The organism is Geminicoccus sp., from assembly GCF_036263595.1.
GTDB lineage: Bacteria > Pseudomonadota > Alphaproteobacteria > Geminicoccales > Geminicoccaceae > Geminicoccus.
Window position 1 is genome coordinate 1 of record NZ_DATAGQ010000166.1, and the last position, 20023, is coordinate 20023.

At 64.6% G+C, this 20023-nt stretch carries 18 protein-coding genes; 13 read left to right on the top strand and 5 right to left on the bottom strand.

Features of this window, described 5'->3' with window-relative positions:
• Nucleotides 1-108: 108 nt before the first annotated feature.
• The 3 genes from VHL31_RS17800 to VHL31_RS17810 are packed head-to-tail and all read right to left on the bottom strand — an operon-like array spanning nt 109 to nt 2813.
• On the bottom strand, nt 109-822 hold the full coding sequence (locus tag VHL31_RS17800; RefSeq protein ID WP_329662584.1) for an ABC transporter ATP-binding protein: 714 nt from the start codon (nt 820-822) through the stop codon (nt 109-111).
• Nucleotides 819-1553, bottom strand: a complete 735-nt coding sequence (locus VHL31_RS17805; protein WP_329662585.1) for an ABC transporter ATP-binding protein — start codon at nt 1551-1553, stop codon at nt 819-821. Before VHL31_RS17805 ends, VHL31_RS17800 begins: the two co-directional genes overlap by 4 nt.
• 3 nt (nt 1554-1556) lie before the next feature.
• Nucleotides 1557-2813, bottom strand: coding sequence for an ABC transporter substrate-binding protein (locus VHL31_RS17810; RefSeq protein WP_329662586.1), 1257 nt, complete (start codon nt 2811-2813; stop codon nt 1557-1559).
• 237 nt (nt 2814-3050) lie between these two features.
• Between VHL31_RS17810 and VHL31_RS17815 the strand changes: the two genes are divergently transcribed.
• From VHL31_RS17815 to VHL31_RS17860, 10 genes are all read left to right on the top strand, one after another.
• The gene (locus tag VHL31_RS17815) at nt 3051-3872 is read left to right on the top strand and encodes an alpha/beta hydrolase (RefSeq protein ID WP_329662587.1); all 822 of its coding nucleotides are present in this window, start codon (nt 3051-3053) and stop codon (nt 3870-3872) included.
• A 73-nt stretch (nt 3873-3945) separates the two neighbouring features.
• Entirely contained in the window at nt 3946-5112 is a 1167-nt protein-coding gene (locus tag VHL31_RS17820) for an ABC transporter substrate-binding protein (protein ID WP_329662588.1), read from the top strand.
• 72 nt (nt 5113-5184) lie between these two features.
• On the top strand, nt 5185-5925 hold the full coding sequence (locus tag VHL31_RS17825) for an ABC transporter ATP-binding protein (protein ID WP_329662589.1): 741 nt from the start codon (nt 5185-5187) through the stop codon (nt 5923-5925).
• Nucleotides 5918-6622 (top strand): ABC transporter ATP-binding protein, encoded by a 705-nt coding sequence (locus tag VHL31_RS17830; RefSeq protein ID WP_329662590.1) that lies wholly within the window; start codon nt 5918-5920, stop codon nt 6620-6622. Before VHL31_RS17825 ends, VHL31_RS17830 begins: the two co-directional genes overlap by 8 nt.
• 5 nt (nt 6623-6627) lie before the next feature.
• A complete protein-coding gene (locus VHL31_RS17835; RefSeq protein ID WP_329662591.1) occupies nt 6628-7518 on the top strand; it encodes a branched-chain amino acid ABC transporter permease in 891 nt (296 codons plus the stop codon).
• 5 nt (nt 7519-7523) lie between these two features.
• Nucleotides 7524-8549, top strand: coding sequence for a branched-chain amino acid ABC transporter permease (locus tag VHL31_RS17840; RefSeq protein ID WP_329662592.1), 1026 nt, complete (start codon nt 7524-7526; stop codon nt 8547-8549).
• A gap of 3 nt (nt 8550-8552) precedes the next feature.
• Nucleotides 8553-9224, top strand: a complete 672-nt coding sequence (locus tag VHL31_RS17845; RefSeq protein WP_329662593.1) for an isochorismatase family cysteine hydrolase — start codon at nt 8553-8555, stop codon at nt 9222-9224.
• 203 nt (nt 9225-9427) lie between these two features.
• Nucleotides 9428-11146, top strand: coding sequence for a sensor histidine kinase (locus VHL31_RS17850; protein ID WP_329662594.1), 1719 nt, complete (start codon nt 9428-9430; stop codon nt 11144-11146).
• A 188-nt stretch (nt 11147-11334) separates the two neighbouring features.
• Nucleotides 11335-13170, top strand: coding sequence for a glycoside hydrolase family 15 protein (locus VHL31_RS17855; protein WP_329662595.1), 1836 nt, complete (start codon nt 11335-11337; stop codon nt 13168-13170).
• A 545-nt stretch (nt 13171-13715) separates the two neighbouring features.
• Nucleotides 13716-15452, top strand: a complete 1737-nt coding sequence (locus tag VHL31_RS17860; RefSeq protein WP_329662596.1) for a SulP family inorganic anion transporter — start codon at nt 13716-13718, stop codon at nt 15450-15452.
• Between the two features lie 16 nt (nt 15453-15468).
• On the opposite strand, the gene VHL31_RS17865 is transcribed toward VHL31_RS17860, so the two are convergent.
• Nucleotides 15469-16194: a FadR/GntR family transcriptional regulator gene (locus tag VHL31_RS17865; RefSeq protein ID WP_329662597.1), complete on the bottom strand. Its 726-nt coding sequence runs from the start codon at nt 16192-16194 to the stop codon at nt 15469-15471.
• A gap of 25 nt (nt 16195-16219) precedes the next feature.
• Nucleotides 16220-17635 (bottom strand): FAD-binding oxidoreductase, encoded by a 1416-nt coding sequence (locus VHL31_RS17870; RefSeq protein WP_329662598.1) that lies wholly within the window; start codon nt 17633-17635, stop codon nt 16220-16222.
• Nucleotides 17636-17788: 153 nt separating this feature from the next.
• Between VHL31_RS17870 and VHL31_RS17875 the strand changes: the two genes are divergently transcribed.
• From VHL31_RS17875 to gloA, 3 genes are read left to right on the top strand one after another with little or no spacing between them, the layout of a single operon-like run.
• Nucleotides 17789-18850, top strand: a complete 1062-nt coding sequence (locus tag VHL31_RS17875) for an amidohydrolase family protein (RefSeq protein WP_329662599.1) — start codon at nt 17789-17791, stop codon at nt 18848-18850.
• On the top strand, nt 18837-19607 hold the full coding sequence (locus VHL31_RS17880) for an iron-sulfur cluster assembly protein (protein ID WP_329662600.1): 771 nt from the start codon (nt 18837-18839) through the stop codon (nt 19605-19607). Before VHL31_RS17875 ends, VHL31_RS17880 begins: the two co-directional genes overlap by 14 nt.
• Nucleotides 19600-20010: a lactoylglutathione lyase gene (gene gloA, locus VHL31_RS17885; protein ID WP_329662601.1), complete on the top strand. Its 411-nt coding sequence runs from the start codon at nt 19600-19602 to the stop codon at nt 20008-20010. Before VHL31_RS17880 ends, gloA begins: the two co-directional genes overlap by 8 nt.
• Nucleotides 20011-20023 lie beyond the last annotated feature (13 nt).

Here is a 20023-nt window from a genome sequence, read left to right on the forward strand (position 1 = left end):
GCCGATGTTCGTCCAGACGAGCGCCAAGCCCACTGCCATCATCGCATAGAGAGATCCCTGGAAGAGGCCGCCGAACAGGATCTCGGCCAGTGTGCCCATCGTTCCGCCCTAATGACCGAAGTACATCGACATGATCTCGCCATGGTCCATCGTCTGGCCGGGCCTGATCTCGGTCGCGATCTCGCCGTGGTTGACGAGATAGAGGTGCTGGCTGAGCTCCAGGAGGAACTCCACGTCCTGCTCGACGACGATCAGCGGCACGCCGCCCTTTGAGATCGCCAGCACGGCGGCGCACAGCTCGTCCTTGATCTTTGGTGCCAAGCCCAGGGTCGGCTCGTCCAGGATGAGGAGCCGCGGATGGCTCATCAGCGCCGTGCCGATCGAGACCATCTGTCGCTCGCCGCCGGAAAGGGTGCGGACGCGCTGACGCCAGCGCTCCCGGAGCTTGGGGAAGATCGTCACCACCTTCTCGCGATTGTCCGCCTCGTGGGCGCGGGCATGCGGCGAGTAGGCACCCAGGGTCAGGCAGTCCGCAATCGAGAGGTCCGGGAACAACCGGTTGCCCTGCGGCACATGGACAAGGCCGCTCGCCACGATCGCGCGCGCGCTCCAGCCACCGATGTCCTGGCCGTCGAACCGGATCGTCCCGCTTTTGGGCTTGAGGAGGCCGGAGATCGCACGCAGCAGGGTCGTCTTGCCGTGGCCGTTCGGGCCGAACAGGCCGACATTGCCGAACTTCCCGGCCTCCATGGACAGGCCGTGCAGCACGGTGACGCGGCCATAGCCTGCCGTCAGCCCATCCACCGTGAGGAGCGAGTTCACGCTGCCCTCCGTGTGCCGAGATAGGCTTCCACGACCCTGGGGTCCGCGATCACGCTCTGCGGCACACCGCTCGCCAGGACCTGGCCGTTGTTCAGCACCATGAGGTGCTGCGACAGGCTCATCAGGAAGGTCAGCACGTGCTCGATCAGCACGATGGTGATCCCGCGCTCGGCCGTCCGCCGGATCAGGTCGATCGAGGCTTCGATCTCGGGCTTGGTCAGGCTCGATGCCGGTTCGTCCAGGAGGAGGATGCGCGGGCCCATGGCGATGGCGGTGGCCAGCATCAGGCATTTGCGGTCGAAGACCGATAGCTCGCCGGCAAGGCGGCCGAAGCCGGCACTGCGCAGCCCCATCAACTCCAGAGCATCGGCCGCGCGCCCATGTGCCTCGGCGGAAGGCTTGCCTGGCTTGCCGTAGGTGGAACCGATCAGCGCGTTCTCGAAGACGGTAAGGCCATCGAAGCTGGTTTCGCGCTGGAATGTCCGGGCAAGCCCGAGCCTCGCGATCGAATGCCCGGGAAGGCCCTGGAGGTCGACCCCGTCCAGCCGCACACTGCCGCCGTCCGGGCCGAACGGGATGCCGGTGATGATGTTGAACAGGGTGCTCTTGCCGCTGCCGTTCGGGCCGGCGATCCCGAAGATCTCGCCAGCCTCGACCTTGAACGACACCTGGTCCACGGCCTTCAGCGAGCCGAAGGCCTTCGAGACGTTGTCGACTTCGAGAAGTGCCACGCTTCACTGCATCCAGGGCCGCGGCTTGAACTCGCCGGTCGCATACTTCTCGGGCGAGATCAGGACCCGGCTGCCATCCCAGATCTGGAAGAAGGTGATCGGGATGTAGTCGTCGCCCTGCATGGCGAGGTGCGTGGCCGGATCGAACTTCAGGCGGCCGGCGACCACCTGCTTGTCGGTCTTGGCCAGCGCATCCATGACGGCAGCATGGTCGTCAGGCTCGATCCCGGACTTCAGCGCGTCGAAGTAGAGGTTGGCGATCTCGTAGAGGGCGAGGCCATAGGTGCCGCTCTCCACGCCGTACTCGTCCTTGAACTTCTTCGCGACCTCGTCGGCACGCGGGTTCTGCGGGGAAAAGAGCGGACCGCCCAGCAGATCGTAAACCACGCCGTTCGACTTCGCTCCGGTAAGCTCGACGAATTCCGGCACGCTCGGCGCGTACTGCAGGAAGACCAGGCTCTTGGTCGGCTGCTCCAGGAACTGGGTGAGGAACGAGGCGGAGTTGCCGGGCAGATAGTCGGTATTGATCACCACATCCGGCGGGTCCTGCCGCACCTTGGCCAGGATAGAACGCCAGTCGGTCACGTCGCCGAACGGTACGATCTCGTCAACGGTGATGGTCCAGCCCTTCTCCGTGAACGTCTTCTTCATCCCCTCGGAGATTGTCTTGGAGTAGGCGTTGTCGGAGGAGACGATCGCGACCTTCTTGGTCGGCAGCGTGATCTTGCCGTCGGCGGCCAGCTTTTCGGCGAAGCTCGTCACGTCGGTATTGTAGGCATCGAAGGACGGCGTCCACGACCAGCAGCAGGCATAATCCTCGGGCTTCTCCGCGATGATATCCTTGGTCTGCTGCGAGTTGGCGGCGAGCACATAGGGCATCTCCGCCTCGGCCATGTTCTCGATCTCGAAATTCGTGAGGCTGGCATAGCCCGTCATCATGAAGTGCACGTCCTGGTCGCCCAGGAGGCGCTCGACCGCGCTGGTCACGTTGCCAGCGGACTGGTCCTTCACGTCACCGACCACGAGCTCGAAGGTGTGGCCGTTGATGCCGCCAGCGGCATTCACCTCGTCGATGGCGAGCTGCGCACCGCGTTGGAATTCCTGGCCATCTGCGCTGGCGGGACCCGTCAGGGGAGCGAGCAGGCCGATCTTCACTTGGTCGGCCTTGGCAGCCTCACCCGACCCCACAAGCAGCGCCAAGGTGGCGGCCGTCATCAAGGTGCTGCGCGCGAACCGGGATTCCTGAATTCTGATCGGCATGATATCGTTTCCCCTGAGAGCGCTGCGGTCGCTGCCGGTAGAGCAGTGCAATCGCGGTGCCAGGCGACCTTGCGATTGTCGCCTGCCCTGTGCCGCCACCGGGAACATCGGTTGCCAGTGGGTTCTGCGAAAGTTGATGTGTCAACAAAGTAGGCAGGTTGCGCAAAACTTGAAAAGATCATTTCATGGCATGGCCATGGCGGGGACGGGTGCAGAGAGCGGCGCATAGGAGGCGCGATGCCGGTCAAGGAAAGCTCGATCGAAACCAGCCACGCCAAGCTTGCCGTGCGGCAGTCCGAGGGCAGTGGCACGCCCGTCCTGATGATCCATGGCAACTCCAGCAGCGGCGCTGTGTTCCGCAACCAGCTTGAGGGCCCGATCGGGCAGCGCCACCGGCTGATCGCTCCCGACCTGCCCGGCCACGGCAGCTCGTCCGATGCGCCAGACCCAGAACGCTCCTACAGCATGGAAGGCTACGCGGACGCGATGGCCGAACTGCTCCGGCTGCTTGGCATCGAGCGGGCCGTCGTGTTCGGCTGGTCGCTCGGTGGCCATATCGGACTGGAGCTGATCGCGCATTTCCCTGCCATGCTCGGCCTCATGATCACCGGCACCCCACCGATCTCGGGTGCGGACGCCATGAAGGGCTTTCGGACCACCCCGCACATGAACCTGGCGGGCAAGCAGGACTTCACGGAACAGGATGTGGAGGACTACGCGCATAGCACGTGCGGTGAGCCGTTCGAGCCCTTTCTGCGGGACGTGGTGGCGCGCACGGATGGGCGGGCCCGCCGGCTGATGGTCGAGAAGTTCGTGGCTGGTACAGGCGTGGACCAGACCCGCGTGGTGGGGACGGCAACCGTACCGCTCGCCGTGGTGAACGGCATCGAGGAGCCGTTCGTGAATCTCGAATTTGTTCGCAACGTCCGCTATGCGAACCTTTGGCAGGGAAGGACGATCGAGATTCCGAACTCGGGCCATGCACCCTTCTGGGATGCGCCGGCCGTGTTCGATCCGATCTTCGAGCAGTTCCTGCGCGACGTCGACCGGCCGACCTGAGCGGCGGAGGCGCTTGGCCCGATTCTTGAGTGCTATTGTTCAACGAGCTCTTGGATAGGTGAGAGAACAGAAGATGAGCAAGCTGCCTGGACTGGTTCATGCGGTCGCGATCGCCGCCTGCATGGGAACGGCGGTGCCGGCCAGAGCCGACATCGTCATCGGTGCTGCCCTCAACCTGACCGGCATCCAGGCACCGATGGACGAGCCGGGCTTCCGCGGCGCCCAGGTGGCGGTCAAGGAGATCAACGATGCGGGCGGGCTGCTGGGTCAGCAGGTCAAGCTCGTGAACATGGACGGCAAGTCTGACCCGGTCACGGTCGGCAACGTCGCCGTGCAGCTGGTCGACGAGGGTGCTCAGCTGATCATGGCGCCCTGCGACTTCGACTTCGGCAGCCCTGCGGGCCGCGAGGCGCAGGCCGCGGGCCTGGTCGGCATCTCCACCTGTGCCTCGGATCCGCTCTACAGTTCCTGGTCGCTCGGCGACAAGCAGTTCACCCTGTCCATGTGGAACACCACCATGGGTGCGGCGGCCGCGGACTTCGCCCTCGAGAAGGGCTGGAAGAACGCCTACGTCGTTACCGACCAGTTCATCGCTTACACCAAGTCGCTGCCCAAGTACTTCAAGGCGCAGTTCGAGGCCGGCGGCGGCAAGATCCTCCTGGAGGATAGCTACAACAACGGTGACAACGACTTCTCTGCCCAGCTCGCCCGCCTGCAGGCTCTGCCCGAGAAGCCGGACGTCATCTTCCTTTCTTCCTACGGCACCGACATCGGCGTGATCATCCGTGCGCTACGGGAAGTCGGCTACGACGCGCCGGTCCTCGGCGGTGACGCCTATGACGACCCGGCACTCCATCAGGCCCTGGGCGAGAAGTTCGGCAACGACGTCTACTTCGTCACCCACACCTGGGCCGGCCCCGGCGCCAGCCCGGAGATGCAGAAATTCCTGGGTCTTTACAAGGACATGTACCAGAAGGACCCGGATACCTCCTTTGTCGCCACCGGCTACGACACCGTCATGCTGCTCGCCGAGGCGGTAAAGGCGGCCGGCTCCACCGATGGCGAGGCTGTCGCCAAGGCCCTGGAGGATGGCCAGTTCAAGCTGCTCACCGGCGAACTCGATTATACGCCCGCCGCCGAGGGTCACATGCCGAACAAGGCGGCCGCGATCATCCAGCTTACCGGCGGCAAGACCTCGTTCGTCGGCTGGCGCCGTCCGGCCTCGGTACCTGCGCCCTGATCGACCGTTGATCCCGGCAGGCACGGCCGCCCGTGCCTGCCGTTTCCCCGTACCTTCCGTCTGGACCTGCCGATGTCGGATGGCCGCCTGCGGGCGCGCGACGTGAGTGTCGAGTTTTCCGGGCTGCGTGCGCTGGATGGCGTTTCCCTGGATCTGGATCGTGGCGAGATCGTTGGGCTGATCGGTCCGAACGGTTCCGGTAAGACCACGATGGTCAACGCGATCACCCGGCAGGTGCCGCTGGCCGGCGGCGAGGTGACCGTCGACGGCGTGTCCCTCAACGATCTGAAACCCCACGAAGTAGCGAGGCGCGGCATCGTGCGCTCGTTCCAGATCGTCCGCCTGTTCGATCACCTGACCGTTGCCGAGAACGTCGAGACCGCGGCCCTGGCACAGGGGCATGGACGACGGGCGGTGCAATCTCGGGTCGAGGAGTTGCTGATGGAGTTCGGCCTTGCCGGCCGTGCCGACAGCCTCGCCTCGGAACTCAGCTACGGGGACAAGCGCCGGGTCGAGATTGCAAGGGCGCTGGCCGCCGAGCCGGCCTTCCTGATCCTGGACGAGCCGGCGGCTGGCATGAACGAGGGCGAGTCGGACGTCCTGCTCGCCCTGCTCTCCGCCCTGCCAACCAGGCGCAAGCTGGGCCTCCTCATCATCGATCACGACATGGCGCTGATCATGCGGCTCTGCCATCGTCTCCACGTGCTGGCGTCGGGTCGGACGATCGCCGCAGGCTCGGTCGAGAGCGTTCGACGGAACCCCGCCGTGATCGAGGCCTATCTCGGCTCGTCCGCGACCACCGCCCATGCTTGAGGTCAATGGCCTGCAGGTGAACTACGGCGCCATCCGTGCCGTGCGCGACGTTTCGCTGCGCGTGGCGGAGGGCGAACTGGTTACGCTGCTCGGCGCGAATGGAGCGGGTAAGTCCTCTACCCTCCTGGCCATTGCCGGCGCCTTGCGCTCCGGGGGCACGATTCGGGTCGATGGCGCCGACGTGACGTCCTGGACGCCTGAGCGGCTGGTGCGCAAGGGCATCGCCATGGTGCCCGAGACGCGAGATGTCTTTCCGGACCTCACGGTCGCGGAGAACCTCCTGCTCGGCGCGTATACCCGCCGCCGGGACAGCGCCGGCGTGGCGAGCGACACCGAGCGGATGTACGCCCTGTTCCCGCGTCTGAAGGAACGGGTGGCGCAGGCGGCCGGAACGCTCTCGGGCGGCGAGCAGCAGATGCTGGTGATCGCGCGGGCCCTGATGTCCCGCCCGCGTCTCCTTCTGCTCGACGAGCCTTCGCTGGGCCTGGCGCCTACGATCGTCGACCAGATCTTCGACATGATCGCCGACTTGAAGCGCCAGCGTCTGACCATTCTCCTGGTCGAGCAGAACGCGTCCAAGGCGCTGGCCGTGGCCGACCGGGCCTATGTGCTGCGCCTGGGCCAGGTGGCAGTCGAGGGCAGGGCGGCCGACATCGCCGCCGCCTCGGACCTCGAACCTCTCTATCTCGGCGGCTGAGGGCGATGCAGACCCTGATCCAGTTCACGATCGACGTGCTCAGCCTGGGCGGCGCCTATGCCCTCATGGCCCTGGGCCTGGTCATCGTCTACGGCATTCTCAAGCTCGTGAACTTCGCCTATGGCGAGCTCATCATGGTCACCGGCTACGGCCTGTTCCTGGTGAACGGCTCGGGCCTGCCCTGGATCGTGATGGCAGCCATCGCCGTATGCATCGCGATCGCGACGGGCATCGCCACTGATTACGTGGCGTTCCGCCCGGTCCGCTCGAAATCGGTCACCGCCGTCCTCATCACCTCGTTCGCCTTTTCGACCATCCTGCAGAACGCGGCCCTCCTGTTCATCTCGCCCCGGCCGCGCAACGTGCCGCTGCCGGACTTCTTCTCGCAGACGGTCGAGTTCGCGGGTGTCATCGTGCCGGCCCGCAACCTCATCACCATCGTAGCCTCGATCCTCCTCCTGGTCGTGTTCGCCTGGGCCATGAAGAAGACGGTGCTCGGAATCGCGATGCGCGCGGCGGCGACCCAGTTCCGCATGGCGCGCATGCTGGGCGTGCCGGCCAACCTCATCATCTCCTCGGCGTTCGCGATCAGCGGCTTCTTCGCCGGCGTCGTCGCCCTGCTCTGGATCGGCCGGATCGGCTCGGTCACGCCGGGAATCGGCATGGAGCCTCTGCTGGTGGCGTTCATCGCCACCGTGATCGGCGGGATGCGCAGCCTGCAGGGCGCCGTGCTGGGCGGTTTCCTGCTGGCCTTCGTCAACACAGGCCTGAACTACACCCTGCCGCAGCAACTCCTGGAATTCCGGGACGCCTTCACCTTCACGCTTGTCATCCTGATCCTTCTCTGGCGCCCCGACGGCCTGATCCGCGGTCCTGCCACTGGCCAGCGGACCTGACGCTCTTGCGCAAAGGCAACCTCCTCACCTTCCTCATCCTCCTGGGACTCGTGGCGCTGCTCGTCCTCGTCCCCCAGCTTATCGGGGTCCGTGTCGTCGAGCGCATCGCCACGGCGCTTGCCATCAGCCTCGTGCTGGTGGTGGGGCTGCAGACTTTCACCGGCAACTCGGGCATCCTATCCTTTGCCCATATCGGGTTCATGGGGATCGGCGCCTATGTCTCCGCGGTGCTGACCATCCCTGTGCAGATGCGAGGCATGGCGCTGCCGGACCTGTACGGGGTCGTGAAGACCCTGGAGGTCTCACCCTATCTCGGCATGCTGATCGGCGGCCTGGCCGCAGCCCTGGTGGCAGCGGTCGTATCCTATCCGCTGATGCGCCTGTCCGATGCGCCGGCCGTCATCACCTCGTTCGCGCTGCTGGTCGTGCTCTACACCATCCTCAATCACTGGAGCGCGGTCACCAATGGGCCACGGACGCTGTTCGGCCTGCCGAACGCGACCGGTCTGCCGCTCGCCGGCGGCGTCGCCGCCATCGTGATCATGGTGGCCCTGGTCTTCAAGGAATCGCGGATCGGCATGCTCCTGCGTGCCTCTCGCGATGACGAGAGGGCGGCTGCCGCCCTCGGCGCCAGCATCCCGGTCCTGCGCTGGCGCGCCTTTATCCTGAGTGCCTTGATCGCCGGCGTCGGCGGGGCGCTCTGGGGCCATTTCGTGACCTCGTTCTCGCCGAAGGCCTTCTACCTCAAGGAGACCTTCGTGATCCTGGGCATGCTGGTCATCGGCGGCATGAACACGGTCACGGGTGCGGTGGTCGGCACCTTCGCCGTCACGCTGGCCTTCGAAGGGCTGCGCGCGTTCGAGACCTCACTGAACGCGTCCGGCATGTTCTCGGAACAGGTGGTGGGTATCACCGAGATCGTGCTGGCGCTCGCCATGATCGGCATGATGTTCCTCAGGCCTGGCGGCATGTTCGCCTCCACCGAGATCGGCCCCCTGCTGGCCCGCCGCTTCACCCGTACCAAGAGCTGACCGATGAGCTGGAAGACCAGGCACCGCTCCTTCTACTATGCCAACGCGCCCGAGCCTGATGACATGGTGCTCGATCCGGCCGAAACGGCACTCCTCGTGATCGACGTCCAGAAGACCTACCTCCTGCCCAAGGCCGACACGGCCGAGAACGAGGCCTGGCAACCGTTCTTCCGGCGCATGAACGAGGTGGTGATTCCCAATATCAAGCGCCTGATCGACGACAGCCGCCAGCGCGGCGTGGAAGTGATCTATGCGCGTATCGCCTGCCTGAAAAATGATGGACGCGACCGCTCGCTGAGCCAGAAGCGGCCTGGCTTCAACTACCTCCTCCTGCCCCGCAACGAAGCCGAGGGCCAGGTCGTCGACGAACTGGCGCCCAAGGGTGACGACATCGTGGTGGAGAAGACCACCGACAGCGCCCTGACGGGCACCAACCTCAGGATCCTGCTGGCCAACATGGGCATCCGCAACGTGCTGGCGACGGGCATCTTCACCGACCAGTGCGTGTCTTCCACCGTGCGCAGCCTGTCCGACGAGAGCTTCAACGTCCTCGTGGTCGAGGATTGCTGTGCCGCCGCCACGATGGAACTGCAGGACCGGGAGTTGGAGATCATCAACATGATCTATTGCCATGTCGTCCGGCTCGACGAATTGATGGGCTTCTATCCACAGTAGCGGCTCCGTCGTTGGATTTGACAGGAAAATCTCAGATCAACTAGCTTTGGGGCCGTAACAAGCCGATGCTCTCCCTCGCCTGCGAAGGCGAGCCTTCAGCCATGGGTAACGGCGTGCCGTCCCTCGCGGGGTCGGCTAGGAACTGAACTTCCCATGTGGATACGCGCCGTCGATCCGAACACCCGAGGGACCGGGGCACGGCCATGAACCTGACGCAGCGCCTGTTCTTGCTCGGATTGTTGTCGCTGGCGCCTGCAATTGCAGTGGTCGTCTACTTGCAGTTCGAGCTCAGGGCGGCTCGCGAGGCGGAGGCCCGCGATCTGGTCACCCGGCAGACCCACCAGGCTAGTTCTGAGATCAACCGTCTGGTGGAGGGGATTCGCACGCTCCTCGTGACGGTGGCATCTGCACCTGCTGTCCAGCTATTCGACAACGACACGTGCTCCGCCTTTCTGAGCCGCCTCGGCCAGGCATTGCCCCACATTCGAAGCATCGGGATCCTAGATGCCGACGGCGACCTGCAATGCGCCAGCCGCGCAATCCAGGCTCCCCTGAGCTACGCCGATCGGCGCTACTTCCAGCAAGTGGTCGCGTCACGCTCCTTCGTGATCGGAACCTATACCCTCAGCAGGTGGAACAATCGTGACGCAATCCTGCCGTTCGCGGTCCCGATCCTCACCGATACTGCCGAGCTTAAGGGAGTCGCGGTTGCATCCCTCGATGTTCGATATCTGAATGACGAGGTAAAGAAGTGGGCGCTCGAGAAGGGTAGCTCTCTCACCATCGCCGACAGTGACGGAGTGATCCTCGCGCGCACGCCGTTACCCGAACGTTTCGTGGGAACGCAGATCCCAGAGCCGTTCATGCGATGGGTGCATGGGGACAAGCCGGACACGGAGGAGGCACGGAGCCAGGATGGCACGGAACGGATCATCTCCTACATCCCCGTCCGCTCGCAGCCCCTCCAGGGCCTCTATCTGAGCACGGGTATCTCGAAGGAGGCGGCATTCGCCTATGTCGAGCGTGCGACGCGGATCAGCCTCATCATCATGGTGTTGGGTCTCCTGGCGATGCTGGCCTGCATCTGGTGGGCAGGACGCTACTTCATCCGCAAGCCCGTGGACCGCTTGCTCAAGCTTGTCGAAGGCTGGACGGCCGAGCCTCCGGTGCCGCGCTCTCCGCCGGCCGACGGAGGGGAGTTCGGGGAAATCGGCAAGGCGCTGAACCGGATGGGTGAGATCTTCGTCCTGCAGCGCGAACGGGAAAAGGAGCATCAGGAGCGACTGCAAATCCTGCTCAAGGAGCTGAACCATCGGGTCAAGAATATGCTGGCCGTCGTGCAGGCAATCGTGAACCAGGGGCTGCGCGCCTCCGACGTCGATGCCGACACACGGGCGAAGATCGAGGCACGTCTCGTTGCCCTCGCCCATTCCCATGATCTGCTGACAGAAGAAAACTGGCGAGGCTCCTCACTCGAGGGCCTGGTGCGCCGGACCCTGGAGCCGTTCGGCCTCTCGACCGACCGGGCCCACAGCTACCAGATCACTGGTGATCTCGTTCAGTTGAACCCCCGGGTTACGCTCTCTATCGGCATGGCCCTGCACGAACTCGCGACAAACGCCGTGAAGTATGGAGCACTGTCCAGCGAAGCCGGCATCGTCGTCATCAGTTGGACCGTGGCCAGCACCCCCAAGGGACCACGGCTCACCATCAGGTGGCGGGAGCGCGATGGCCCGCCGGTGAGCCCGCCATTGCACAAGGGTTTCGGTTCCCGCCTGATTGAGCGCAGCCTTGCCCGAGAATTGGAGGGGCGTGTCGAACTCAGCTTTGACGCCTCGGGCCTGCAATGCGACATCGAGATCCCGTTGCCGCATGAAAGCGAACCTGCAGCAGCGGCCCCCGGTGGCAGCCTCGCGGCTTGAAGCACTGCCCCCTGGTCAAGTGAACGGAGTGGCAGCCGCGCTCTAGCCTGGGCAATCGCCGGCTGCGACGCCGTTCCTTCGTCCTTCCCTGATGTGGACTGGACAACCCCGTCAGGCGGCGTCAGGTCTGGTCGGCGGCAGAACCCGCCACCATCGTGCCTCCCATGGCCGAGCTGGCGGAACCTTGATTGGACGGCCTTGAGGCAGAGCACATGATCGAGGACTACGCGCTCATCGGGTCCACGACGGGCGCTGCCCTCGTGCATCGTGATGGCACCATCGCCTGGCTGGCCCTGCCCCGGTTCGATTCGGAAGCCATGTTCGCGAGCCTGCTGGGCGATGAGCGTCACGGCGCCTGGACAATGGGCGTCGCCTCTGGCCAAGCGAGCGTCTCGCGCCGCTATCGGCAAGGCACCTTCATCCTGGAGACATCCTTCGAGACCGCGTCCGGCAGGGCGACGGTCATTGATTTCATCGCGCTGCCCGACAACGAGGACCGACATCGGCTGGTACGGCTCGTCCGTGGTGAAGCCGGCAGCCTGGCGTTCCTGACGGAGATCCGCTTCCGCTTCGGCTACGGGGCCTACACACCCTGGGTACAGCACCAGGAGAGCAGCATCTTCGCAGTGGCGGGGCCCGATGCAGTCCGCATGACGAGCGACGTGCCCCTGGAAAATGCCCGCTTCACGAGCTCCGCCAAGTTCACGGTCGCGGCGGGGGAATCCGTGGCGTTCGTGCTGGAATGGTATCCGTCGCACCGGCCGGCCCCGCCACCAGTCCACGATGTTGAAAGCCTGCTCGAAACCGCGACGGCAAAAATGCAAGCCTGGGCCGAGCGGTCCACCTACCGTGGTCCCTACCAGGACGTCGTCGAACGTTCGCTCCTGACGCTCAAGGCACTGACCTACAGTCCGACGGGCGGCATCGTCGCCGCACCGACGACCTCCCTCCCGGAATGGCCGGGCGGCGTGCGCAACTGGGACTACCGCTATTGCTGGATCCGTGATGCAGTTCTGACGATTTATGCCCTGATCGTTTCCGGCTATCGGGAGGAGGCGGATGCATGGCGGCGCTGGCTGATGCGGGCGCTGGCCGGCTCGCCGGACGAACTCCAGATCATGTATGGACTGCATGGCGAACGCCGGCTGACGGAATGCGAGCTTGACTGGCTGCCCGGCTTCGAAGGCAGCCGGCCAGTCCGCGTGGGCAATGAGGCGTACAAGCAGCGTCAGCTGGATGTGTATGGCTCGGTGATCGCAGCCTTCTATGTGGCCCGACGCGCCGGACTGAACGATACCGACGAGGTCTGGCCCTTGGAGCAGATCCTGGTCGCCAAGCTGGCCACCTTGTGGCGGGAGAAGGATTCGAGCCTTTGGGAGGTCAGGGGCGAGGAACGGCACTTCGTCCATTCCAAATTGATGTGCTGGCTCGCCTTTCATGTGATGGTGCTGAGCGCGCAGGAATTCGGGCTGGACGGACCGGTCGATGAATGGCGTCGCATGCGCGACGAGATTCACGCGGACATCTGCGCGCGTGGCTATGATGAGCGGACGAACAGCTTCGTCCAGTACTATGGTGCGGACGGCGTGGATGCCGCGCTGCTGCTCATGCCGTTGCTGGGTTTCCTGCCGTTCGACGACTCCCGGATCCAGGGCACGATTGCCCGGATCGAGCGAGAGTTGATCCGGGACGGGCTGGTCCTGCGCTACCTCACCAAGGAGCGCATCGACGGCCTGCCTCAGGGCGAAGGCGCTTTCCTTGCATGCAGCTTCTGGCTCTGCGACGTCTATGTCGCCATGGGCCGGCGTGAGGAAGCCCACGCTCTGTTCGGCCGGCTGGTGGCCATCGGCAACGACCTTCATCTGTTCGCTGAAGAATTCGATCCGGCCGCGAACCGCCAGCTCGGCAATTTTCCGCAGGCCTTCTCCCATCTCGCTCTCATCAACAGCGCGCATGTCCTGGCCCGCTCGTCTGGTGGGGCCTGGCAGGTCGCCAATCACGACCCGGACGGCCAAGCCCGCTGAGCGGATCGTGCAAGTCGCGCTTTGGCCCCTCCATGGCTTTAGACGGGTCTGATCAGGCGAGGGCTAGAAGTGGTGTGGCCGTCCGAGGCCAAGCCGTCGGACCGGCCGTGCCAGTTCGGCAGGCGGCCTGTGATCGAAGGACGTGAAGGATTTGTCGGAGCCGTTCAGGCAGCACGGTCTGGATGAAGCGCTCGATCTGGTTCACGAGACCCAAGGGGGACGATCGGCGGTTCGCGTGGCTGCAAGTACTGGCGCGCGAGTAGCCGGCGCTGCCTGCATACGCTCACCCTTCCGACCGCGACGGTTGGCCCACTCACAACAAACAGAAGGTAAAGGCTGATCGAAAATTCAGCGCTCATTTTTCCGTTCATGTTCTGCGGCTTAGAAGGCTGTTGCAGAAGCAAGTCAGTCTCGTTGCCGCTCGGACGACGGGGCCGCACACCCGTAGACGGCATGAACTGACAATGCATAAGCTTGGGCCCGCTTGGCGCCTGAATGGCCAGCCTTGTTTTCATGGACATCATCGATACGGGGGATGAGCTGTGGTGAGGGTCGGGTCGACCGTTGCGCCTACTTTTGCCGAATTGTTTACCCCCAAGCTCGTGACGGTTCTGCGCGAAGGATATGGCCTTGGCGATCTGAAGGCGGACATGGTCGCGGGCCTGACGGTCGCGATCGTGGCGCTGCCCCTCTCCATGGCGATCGCGATCGCTTCGGGCGTGACACCTGACCGGGGCCTCTACACCGCGATCATCGGCGGGTTCATCATCTCTGCGCTGGGTGGCAGCCGGTTCCAGATCGGTGGTCCCGCCGGGGCCTTCATCGTGCTGGTGGCGGCCACGGTGGCCATGCACGGTGTGGACGGGCTGATCCTCGCCACCATGCTGTCGGGCCTGATCCTGATCGCCGTCGGTCTTCTCAGGCTTGGCACCTTCATCAAGTACATTCCCTATCCCGTCACTGTCGGCTTCACCTCCGGCATCGCGGTCATCATCTTCGCCAGCCAGATCAAGGAACTGTTGGGCCTTGTGCTGGAGCGTCCGGAGCCTGGGCCGATCGTGCCCAAGATCGAAGCGCTGGCCGGCGCGCTGCCGACCATCAATCCCGCCGCCGTGGCCGTGGCCGGCCTGGGCATCGCCATCATTCTGGGCGTGCGGAAGTATCGCCCTCACTGGCCTGGCTTCCTGATCGCCGTGGTACTGGCATCGGTCGTGGCCTGGATCCTGGGCCTCCCCGTCGAGACGATCGGCTCACGGTTCGGCGGAATCCCGAGCGCCCTGCCAGCGCCGCATTTGCCGGATCTCACGATGGACAAGGTGGTCGAGGTGATCCCGACCGCCATTTCCTTCGCGCTCCTGGGCGGAATCGAAAGCCTACTTTCGGCGGTTGTCGCCGACAGCATGAGCGGCCACCGGCATCGTTCCAACTGCGAGTTGGTCGCTCAAGGTCTGGCGAATGTCGCGTCCGCCCTGTTCGGTGGATTTTGCGTGACCGGTACGATTGCCCGTACCGCGACGAACGTCCGATCAGGAGCGCGCGGCCCCGTGTCCGGCATGCTCCACGCGGTGTTCCTCCTGTTGTTCATGTTGGTGGCTGCACCACTGGCCAGCTTCATTCCGCTGCCGGCGCTGGCGGCACTGCTGGCCGTCGTCGCCTGGAACATGGCCGAGCGGCATGCCTTTGCGACCCTGCTTCGTGCCTCGCGCGGTGACGCCGTCGTACTGCTCGTGACGTTCCTGCTCGTCGTGTTCCGGGACCTGACCGAGGGCATCGTCGTCGGATTCGGTATCGGTGCCCTATTGTTCGTGCACCGGATGGCGCAAGCTGTGCAGATCGAGAGCGGCCTGCCCTTGCTCGAGGAGGATCGTTCCGACCTGACGCGCGATGCCGGCCGGATGCCTTACGATTCGGGCCTGGCGGCCGATCCGGATCTTGCGGTCTACCGCATCTCGGGCTCGTTCTTCTTCGGTGCCGCGGCAAGCGTGGCTGCGGCCCTCGATAGGATCGGAGAACACCCCAAGGCTCATGTCATCGACTTCTCGGCGGTACCGCTGCTGGATTCGACGGCCGCCGCCACCATCGAAGGCTTCGTGCATCGAGCCAGCCGCCAAGGCGCGCTCATCTACATTGCCGGTGCGCAGCCGGCGGTCCGCCGCATGCTGCTGACCCACGGTGTCCGGCCGCCGCGCGTCAGGTTCAAGGCGAAGCTGCCGGACGCCATTGCATCGGCACGTTCCCAGCTGGACGCGCCAGCCGATCCGCTTCCCGTGCATGCATCCTGATGCGGCAGCGGCTCGCTCAGGGCCGGTCCGGCAGGTCCAGTTCATAGCCCAGCCGGGCCGCAGCGTTGCGGATATGGATGGCCATGGCGTCGTGCGCACGGGCAGCATCGCGTGCTGCGATGGCCTCGTAGATCGCGGCGTGTTCGGCAATCGTGACTTCGACGATGTCGACAACGGCAGCACCCGAACGCTCCCGCGTCTCCATGATCGTCACCCGTACCTGCTCAGACAGGAAGCTGATCGCCATCTTGATATAGGCGTTGCCGGTGCCCACCGCGATCGCTTTGTGGAATTCCAGGTCGGCGTCCACGCCGCCGGCCACCCATTTCTCTGTGCCGCGCATGCGAGCCAGCGCTTCACCCAGGGCTGCCAGTTGCGCGTCGGTGCGTCGCCGCGCGGCAAGGCTTGCCGCGCGGATCTCCAGGATGCCGCGCAGCTCGAACAGCGCCAGGAAGGCAGAGCGATCGGACAGCGCCTCGGCATCGAAGCGCAGCGTGGGAATGCCTGTCGAACGGGCGACGAACGCACCGACCCCCTGACGGGACTGGATGATGCCGTCGGCACGCAAGCGGGAGATCGCTTCCCGGACGACGTTGCGGCTGACCCCGAAGCTGTCGGCGAGCGCTTGCTCCGTAGGCAGCCGATCTCCCGGCTTCAACCGCTCGTCGACGATCTGCTGCAGGATCTGCGAGGCGATCCTGGAGGGGAGCAGCGGCCCGCGGCCGAGTAGGTCGATCTTCATGTGGTCCCTGCGGACGTAGGCTGCCTCATTCGAGGACCCGGCCAGGACTCATCCATCCGGCTGGGTCGAGCGCATCCTTGATACGCTTCATGAGCTCAAGATGGACTTGCGGCTTTCGTGCCAGGAATGCGGCCCTCTTCTTGATGCCGATACCGTGCTCCGCACTGATCGACCCGCCCAGCCGGTCGACCTCGGTCAGGATGATCTCCTCGCAGGCGTGGAGGAAGTCTGGCAACTGGCCTGCCGGCAAGCCCAAGGGCGGCAGCACGTTCAGGTGGATGTTGCCGTCGCCGATATGCCCGTAGGAGAGTGGCAGGCAGTCTGGCTCATGAGCCCGTAGCGCTTGTTCGGCACTGGCGATGAAGGCGGCGATCGCAGAGATGGGGATGGAGACATCGGTACGCAGGTGGCGCCCGCGGCGGACCTGTCCTTCGATCAAGCCCTCCCGGATGCGCCAGAAATCCCTGGCCTGGGTCGTGTTGGCGGCAATCGCGCCGTCGATGATATGTTCCTGTTCCATCGCCCCTTCCAGAAACCGCTCGAGGATCGGGCGAAGGTCGATCAGGCCGCCGGTTGACGCTTCCAGCAGGATGTAGGTCGGCACCGGATCGAAAGGCTCACGCAAACCCGGCATGACCTCCAGGGCCAGTTCCACGCAGCGACGCGGCATGAGCTCGAAGGCTGACAGCAGGTCGCCCATGTCGCGGCGGGCGCGGGAGAACAGGGCGACCGCATGCTCCACCGACGGAAGTCCCAGGAGCGCCGTCTGGACCTGGCTCGGGCGCGGATAGAGCTTCAGGCTGGCTGCCGTGACGATCCCGAGAGTGCCCTCTGCGCCGATGAACAGTTGCTTCAGGTCATAGCCGGTATTGTCCTTGCGCAGGCCGCTCAAGCCGTCGAACAGGCGGCCGTCCGGCAAGACCACCTCGAGGCCGAGAACGAGATCCCGGGTCATGCCATAGCGCAGCACATTGATGCCGCCTGCATTCGTCGCGATGTTGCCGCCAATCTGGCAACTGCCCTGGGCGCTCAGCGAGAGCGGGAAGTAGAGGTCCTCGGCGGCAGCCGCCCCTTGCACCGACTCGAGGATGCAGCCGGCTTCCGCCACCATGGAGAAACCAAGCGGATCGACCTGCCGGATCCGGTTCATGCGCTCCAGGCTGACCACGACTTCGTTGCCGGCCTCGGTAGGGGTGCCTCCGCCGACCAGCCCGGTATGGCCGCCCTGCGGGACAACCGGGAGGCCGGCCGCCATGCAGCGCCGCACGATCGCCTGGACCTCAGCCGTGCTGCGCGGGCGCAGCACGATCCGCGCATACCCGCGGTGGTCGCCGGACCAGTCCTGCTCGTAGCGCAACCGTTCAGCCGTGTCCTCGATTGGTCCGAACTCGCCAAGAGCCGCACGAAGCTCGTCCGAGGTGGCTTTGTTCGCCTGGTCCATGCTGGTTCCGTCCGTTGTTCTTTCTCGCATGGCGAGCGGCGCCGCGCATCATTATGGCGAATTGAGGGGTTGTAGGACAACAGGATTATGGTACGTCTTTGGTCAAAGAGCATCAGACGCTGATGCGGCGTGTCAGCCGCAGAAGGGAGGCGCATGTTCGTGACGCCGGAGGGCGAGCAGGTCCTCGTCATCGACGGCCACATCCACCTCTGGGATGCGCGCCCGGAGAACCGCCGCAATCGCTACGGCCTGACCTTCATCGAGAGCTTCTGGGGCTCCCATGTCGGCATGACGCCCAAGGACCAGCGCTGGGACTTCGACCGGTTCTGCTGGTACGGCATCGAGGGTGCCGCCAAGGATCTGTTCGAGGACGGCTATGTCGATTACGGCATCATGCTGCCCACGAACCTGCACGACTTCTACGTCAACGGCTTCAACACGATCCAGCAGTGCGCCGCCTTCAAGGAGGCCTACCCGGACAAGGTGATCCTGAACGGCCGCTTCGACCCGCGGGACGGCCAGCGGGGCCTGGACCGGCTGGAGGCCGAGCACGAACGGTGGAAGTTCAAGGGCGCCAAGCTCTACACGGCCGAGTGGAACGGCGTGTCCAAGGGATATTCGCTGCGCGACGACTTCATCGCTCCCTACATGGAGAAGTGCCGCCAGCTCGGCATCAAGAACATCCACATCCACAAGGGGCCGACGATCCATCCACTCAACAAGGATGCGTTCGACGTGCACGATGTGGACTACGTGGCGACCGCGTTCCCCGACCTGAACTTCGTTATCGACCATTGCGGGATGCCGCGGATCGACGACTTCTGCTGGATCGCCGGGCAGGAGCCTAACGTCTATGGCGGCTTGGCCCTGATCCCATCCTTCATCCATGCGCGACCGAAATACTTCGCGCAGATGATGGCCGACCTTCTGTTCTTCCTGGGGCCCGACCGGCTGATCTTCGGCTCGGACTACGGCATCACCAGCCCGAAATGGATCGTGGAGCAATTCATGGCCTACCAGTTCCCAGACGAACTGGCCCAGGAGGCAGGTACGCAACTCACCATGGAGGTGAAGCGCAAGATCCTGGGGCTGAACGCGGCCAAGCTGTACGATATTCAGGTCGATCCGATCTTTCAGCTCCAGGTATCGTCGAAGGAGGACGAGGGCGAACTGACCCATCCGGTCGTTGCCGGGGGCATCGATGTCGCCGCTTGAGCTGCCCGTGATCGACACGGCCGAGAAGGCTGAGGTCATGGCACGGCTCGACGAGGTGTTCGATCCGGAGCTCGACCAGTCGGTCACCTCGATGGGCTTCATCGAGAGCGTCAGGATCGAGGACAGAGTGGTCGACGTGGCCTTCCGCCTGCCGACCTTCTGGTGCTCGGCCAACTTCGCCTTCCTCATGGCGGTCGACATGAAAATTGCCATCGAGCAACTGGACTGGGTGGGAGAGGCCAGGATCCGTTTGGTCGACCATTTCGCGGCGCGCAAGATCAACGAGGGTGTTGCCCGCAGCGCCCGCTTCGACGAGGTGTTCGCTGGCGAGGCGACGACGGATCTTTCCGAGATCCGCAAGTTGTTCCGTGAGAAGGCCTTTCTCGGCCGGCAGGCCAGCTTTCTGCGGGCGATGGTGGCTGAGCGGGGTGTCGAGGCGGCGCTGGCGCTGACCCTGGGCGGGCTGCGCGAGCTGGCGCATGGAACAGGCGAACTGCGGCCGCTGGCGCTGCGCTACCTGACCGCGCGCCTGGTGGATGGCGGGCCGGTCACGCCGGATGCACCGGCATTCACCACCTTGGCCGGTGACGCCGTGACTGTGGAACGGTACACGCAGCACCTGCGCGAAATCCGCCGGGTGCGCGGTGCTGCCGAGGCCAATGCCGAGATGTGCCGCATCTACCTGGAAGCGCGCTACGCCGGTGCCCAGCCGGGCACCGGCACGACCCTTGAAGGGAAGAGACACGCCCATGGCTGACAACAAGTTTCAGATGATGCACACGATGGTCCGGGTGAAGGACCTCGACAAGTCGCTGGATTTCTACACACGCCTGCTCGGCATGCAGCTCCTGCGCAAGATGGACTTTCCGGAGGGCAAGTTCACGCTGGCCTTCGTCGGCTATGGACCCGAGGAAACCCATGCCGTGGTCGAGCTGACCCACAACTGGGACCAGAAGGAGCCCTACGACCTCGGCAACGGCTATGGCCATATAGCCCTTGGCGTCCGTGACATCCACGGCATCTGCAAGCAGCTGGAAGAGGCGGGCGCCAAGATCCCGCGGCCGCCGGGACCGATGAAGCACGGCACGACCCACATTGCATTCGTCGAAGATCCGGATGGCTACAAGATCGAACTGATCGATCTCGATACGCGCGGCTGACGCGTGGACGGCC

Bases quoted from the DNA above. Each gene is read 5' to 3' on its own strand.
- VHL31_RS17810 (WP_329662586.1), bottom strand. From the start codon at position 2,813: ATGCCGATCAGAATTCAGGAATCCCGGTTCGCGCGCAGCACCTTGATG.
- VHL31_RS17815 (WP_329662587.1), top strand. From the start codon at position 3,051: ATGCCGGTCAAGGAAAGCTCGATCGAAACCAGCCACGCCAAGCTTGCC.
- VHL31_RS17820 (WP_329662588.1), top strand. From the start codon at position 3,946: ATGAGCAAGCTGCCTGGACTGGTTCATGCGGTCGCGATCGCCGCCTGC.
- VHL31_RS17825 (WP_329662589.1), top strand. From the start codon at position 5,185: ATGTCGGATGGCCGCCTGCGGGCGCGCGACGTGAGTGTCGAGTTTTCC.
- VHL31_RS17830 (WP_329662590.1), top strand. From the start codon at position 5,918: ATGCTTGAGGTCAATGGCCTGCAGGTGAACTACGGCGCCATCCGTGCC.
- VHL31_RS17835 (WP_329662591.1), top strand. From the start codon at position 6,628: ATGCAGACCCTGATCCAGTTCACGATCGACGTGCTCAGCCTGGGCGGC.
- VHL31_RS17845 (WP_329662593.1), top strand. From the start codon at position 8,553: ATGAGCTGGAAGACCAGGCACCGCTCCTTCTACTATGCCAACGCGCCC.
- VHL31_RS17850 (WP_329662594.1), top strand. From the start codon at position 9,428: ATGAACCTGACGCAGCGCCTGTTCTTGCTCGGATTGTTGTCGCTGGCG.
- VHL31_RS17865 (WP_329662597.1), bottom strand. From the start codon at position 16,194: ATGAAGATCGACCTACTCGGCCGCGGGCCGCTGCTCCCCTCCAGGATC.
- VHL31_RS17870 (WP_329662598.1), bottom strand. From the start codon at position 17,635: ATGGACCAGGCGAACAAAGCCACCTCGGACGAGCTTCGTGCGGCTCTT.
- VHL31_RS17875 (WP_329662599.1), top strand. From the start codon at position 17,789: ATGTTCGTGACGCCGGAGGGCGAGCAGGTCCTCGTCATCGACGGCCAC.
- VHL31_RS17880 (WP_329662600.1), top strand. From the start codon at position 18,837: ATGTCGCCGCTTGAGCTGCCCGTGATCGACACGGCCGAGAAGGCTGAG.
- gloA (WP_329662601.1), top strand. From the start codon at position 19,600: ATGGCTGACAACAAGTTTCAGATGATGCACACGATGGTCCGGGTGAAG.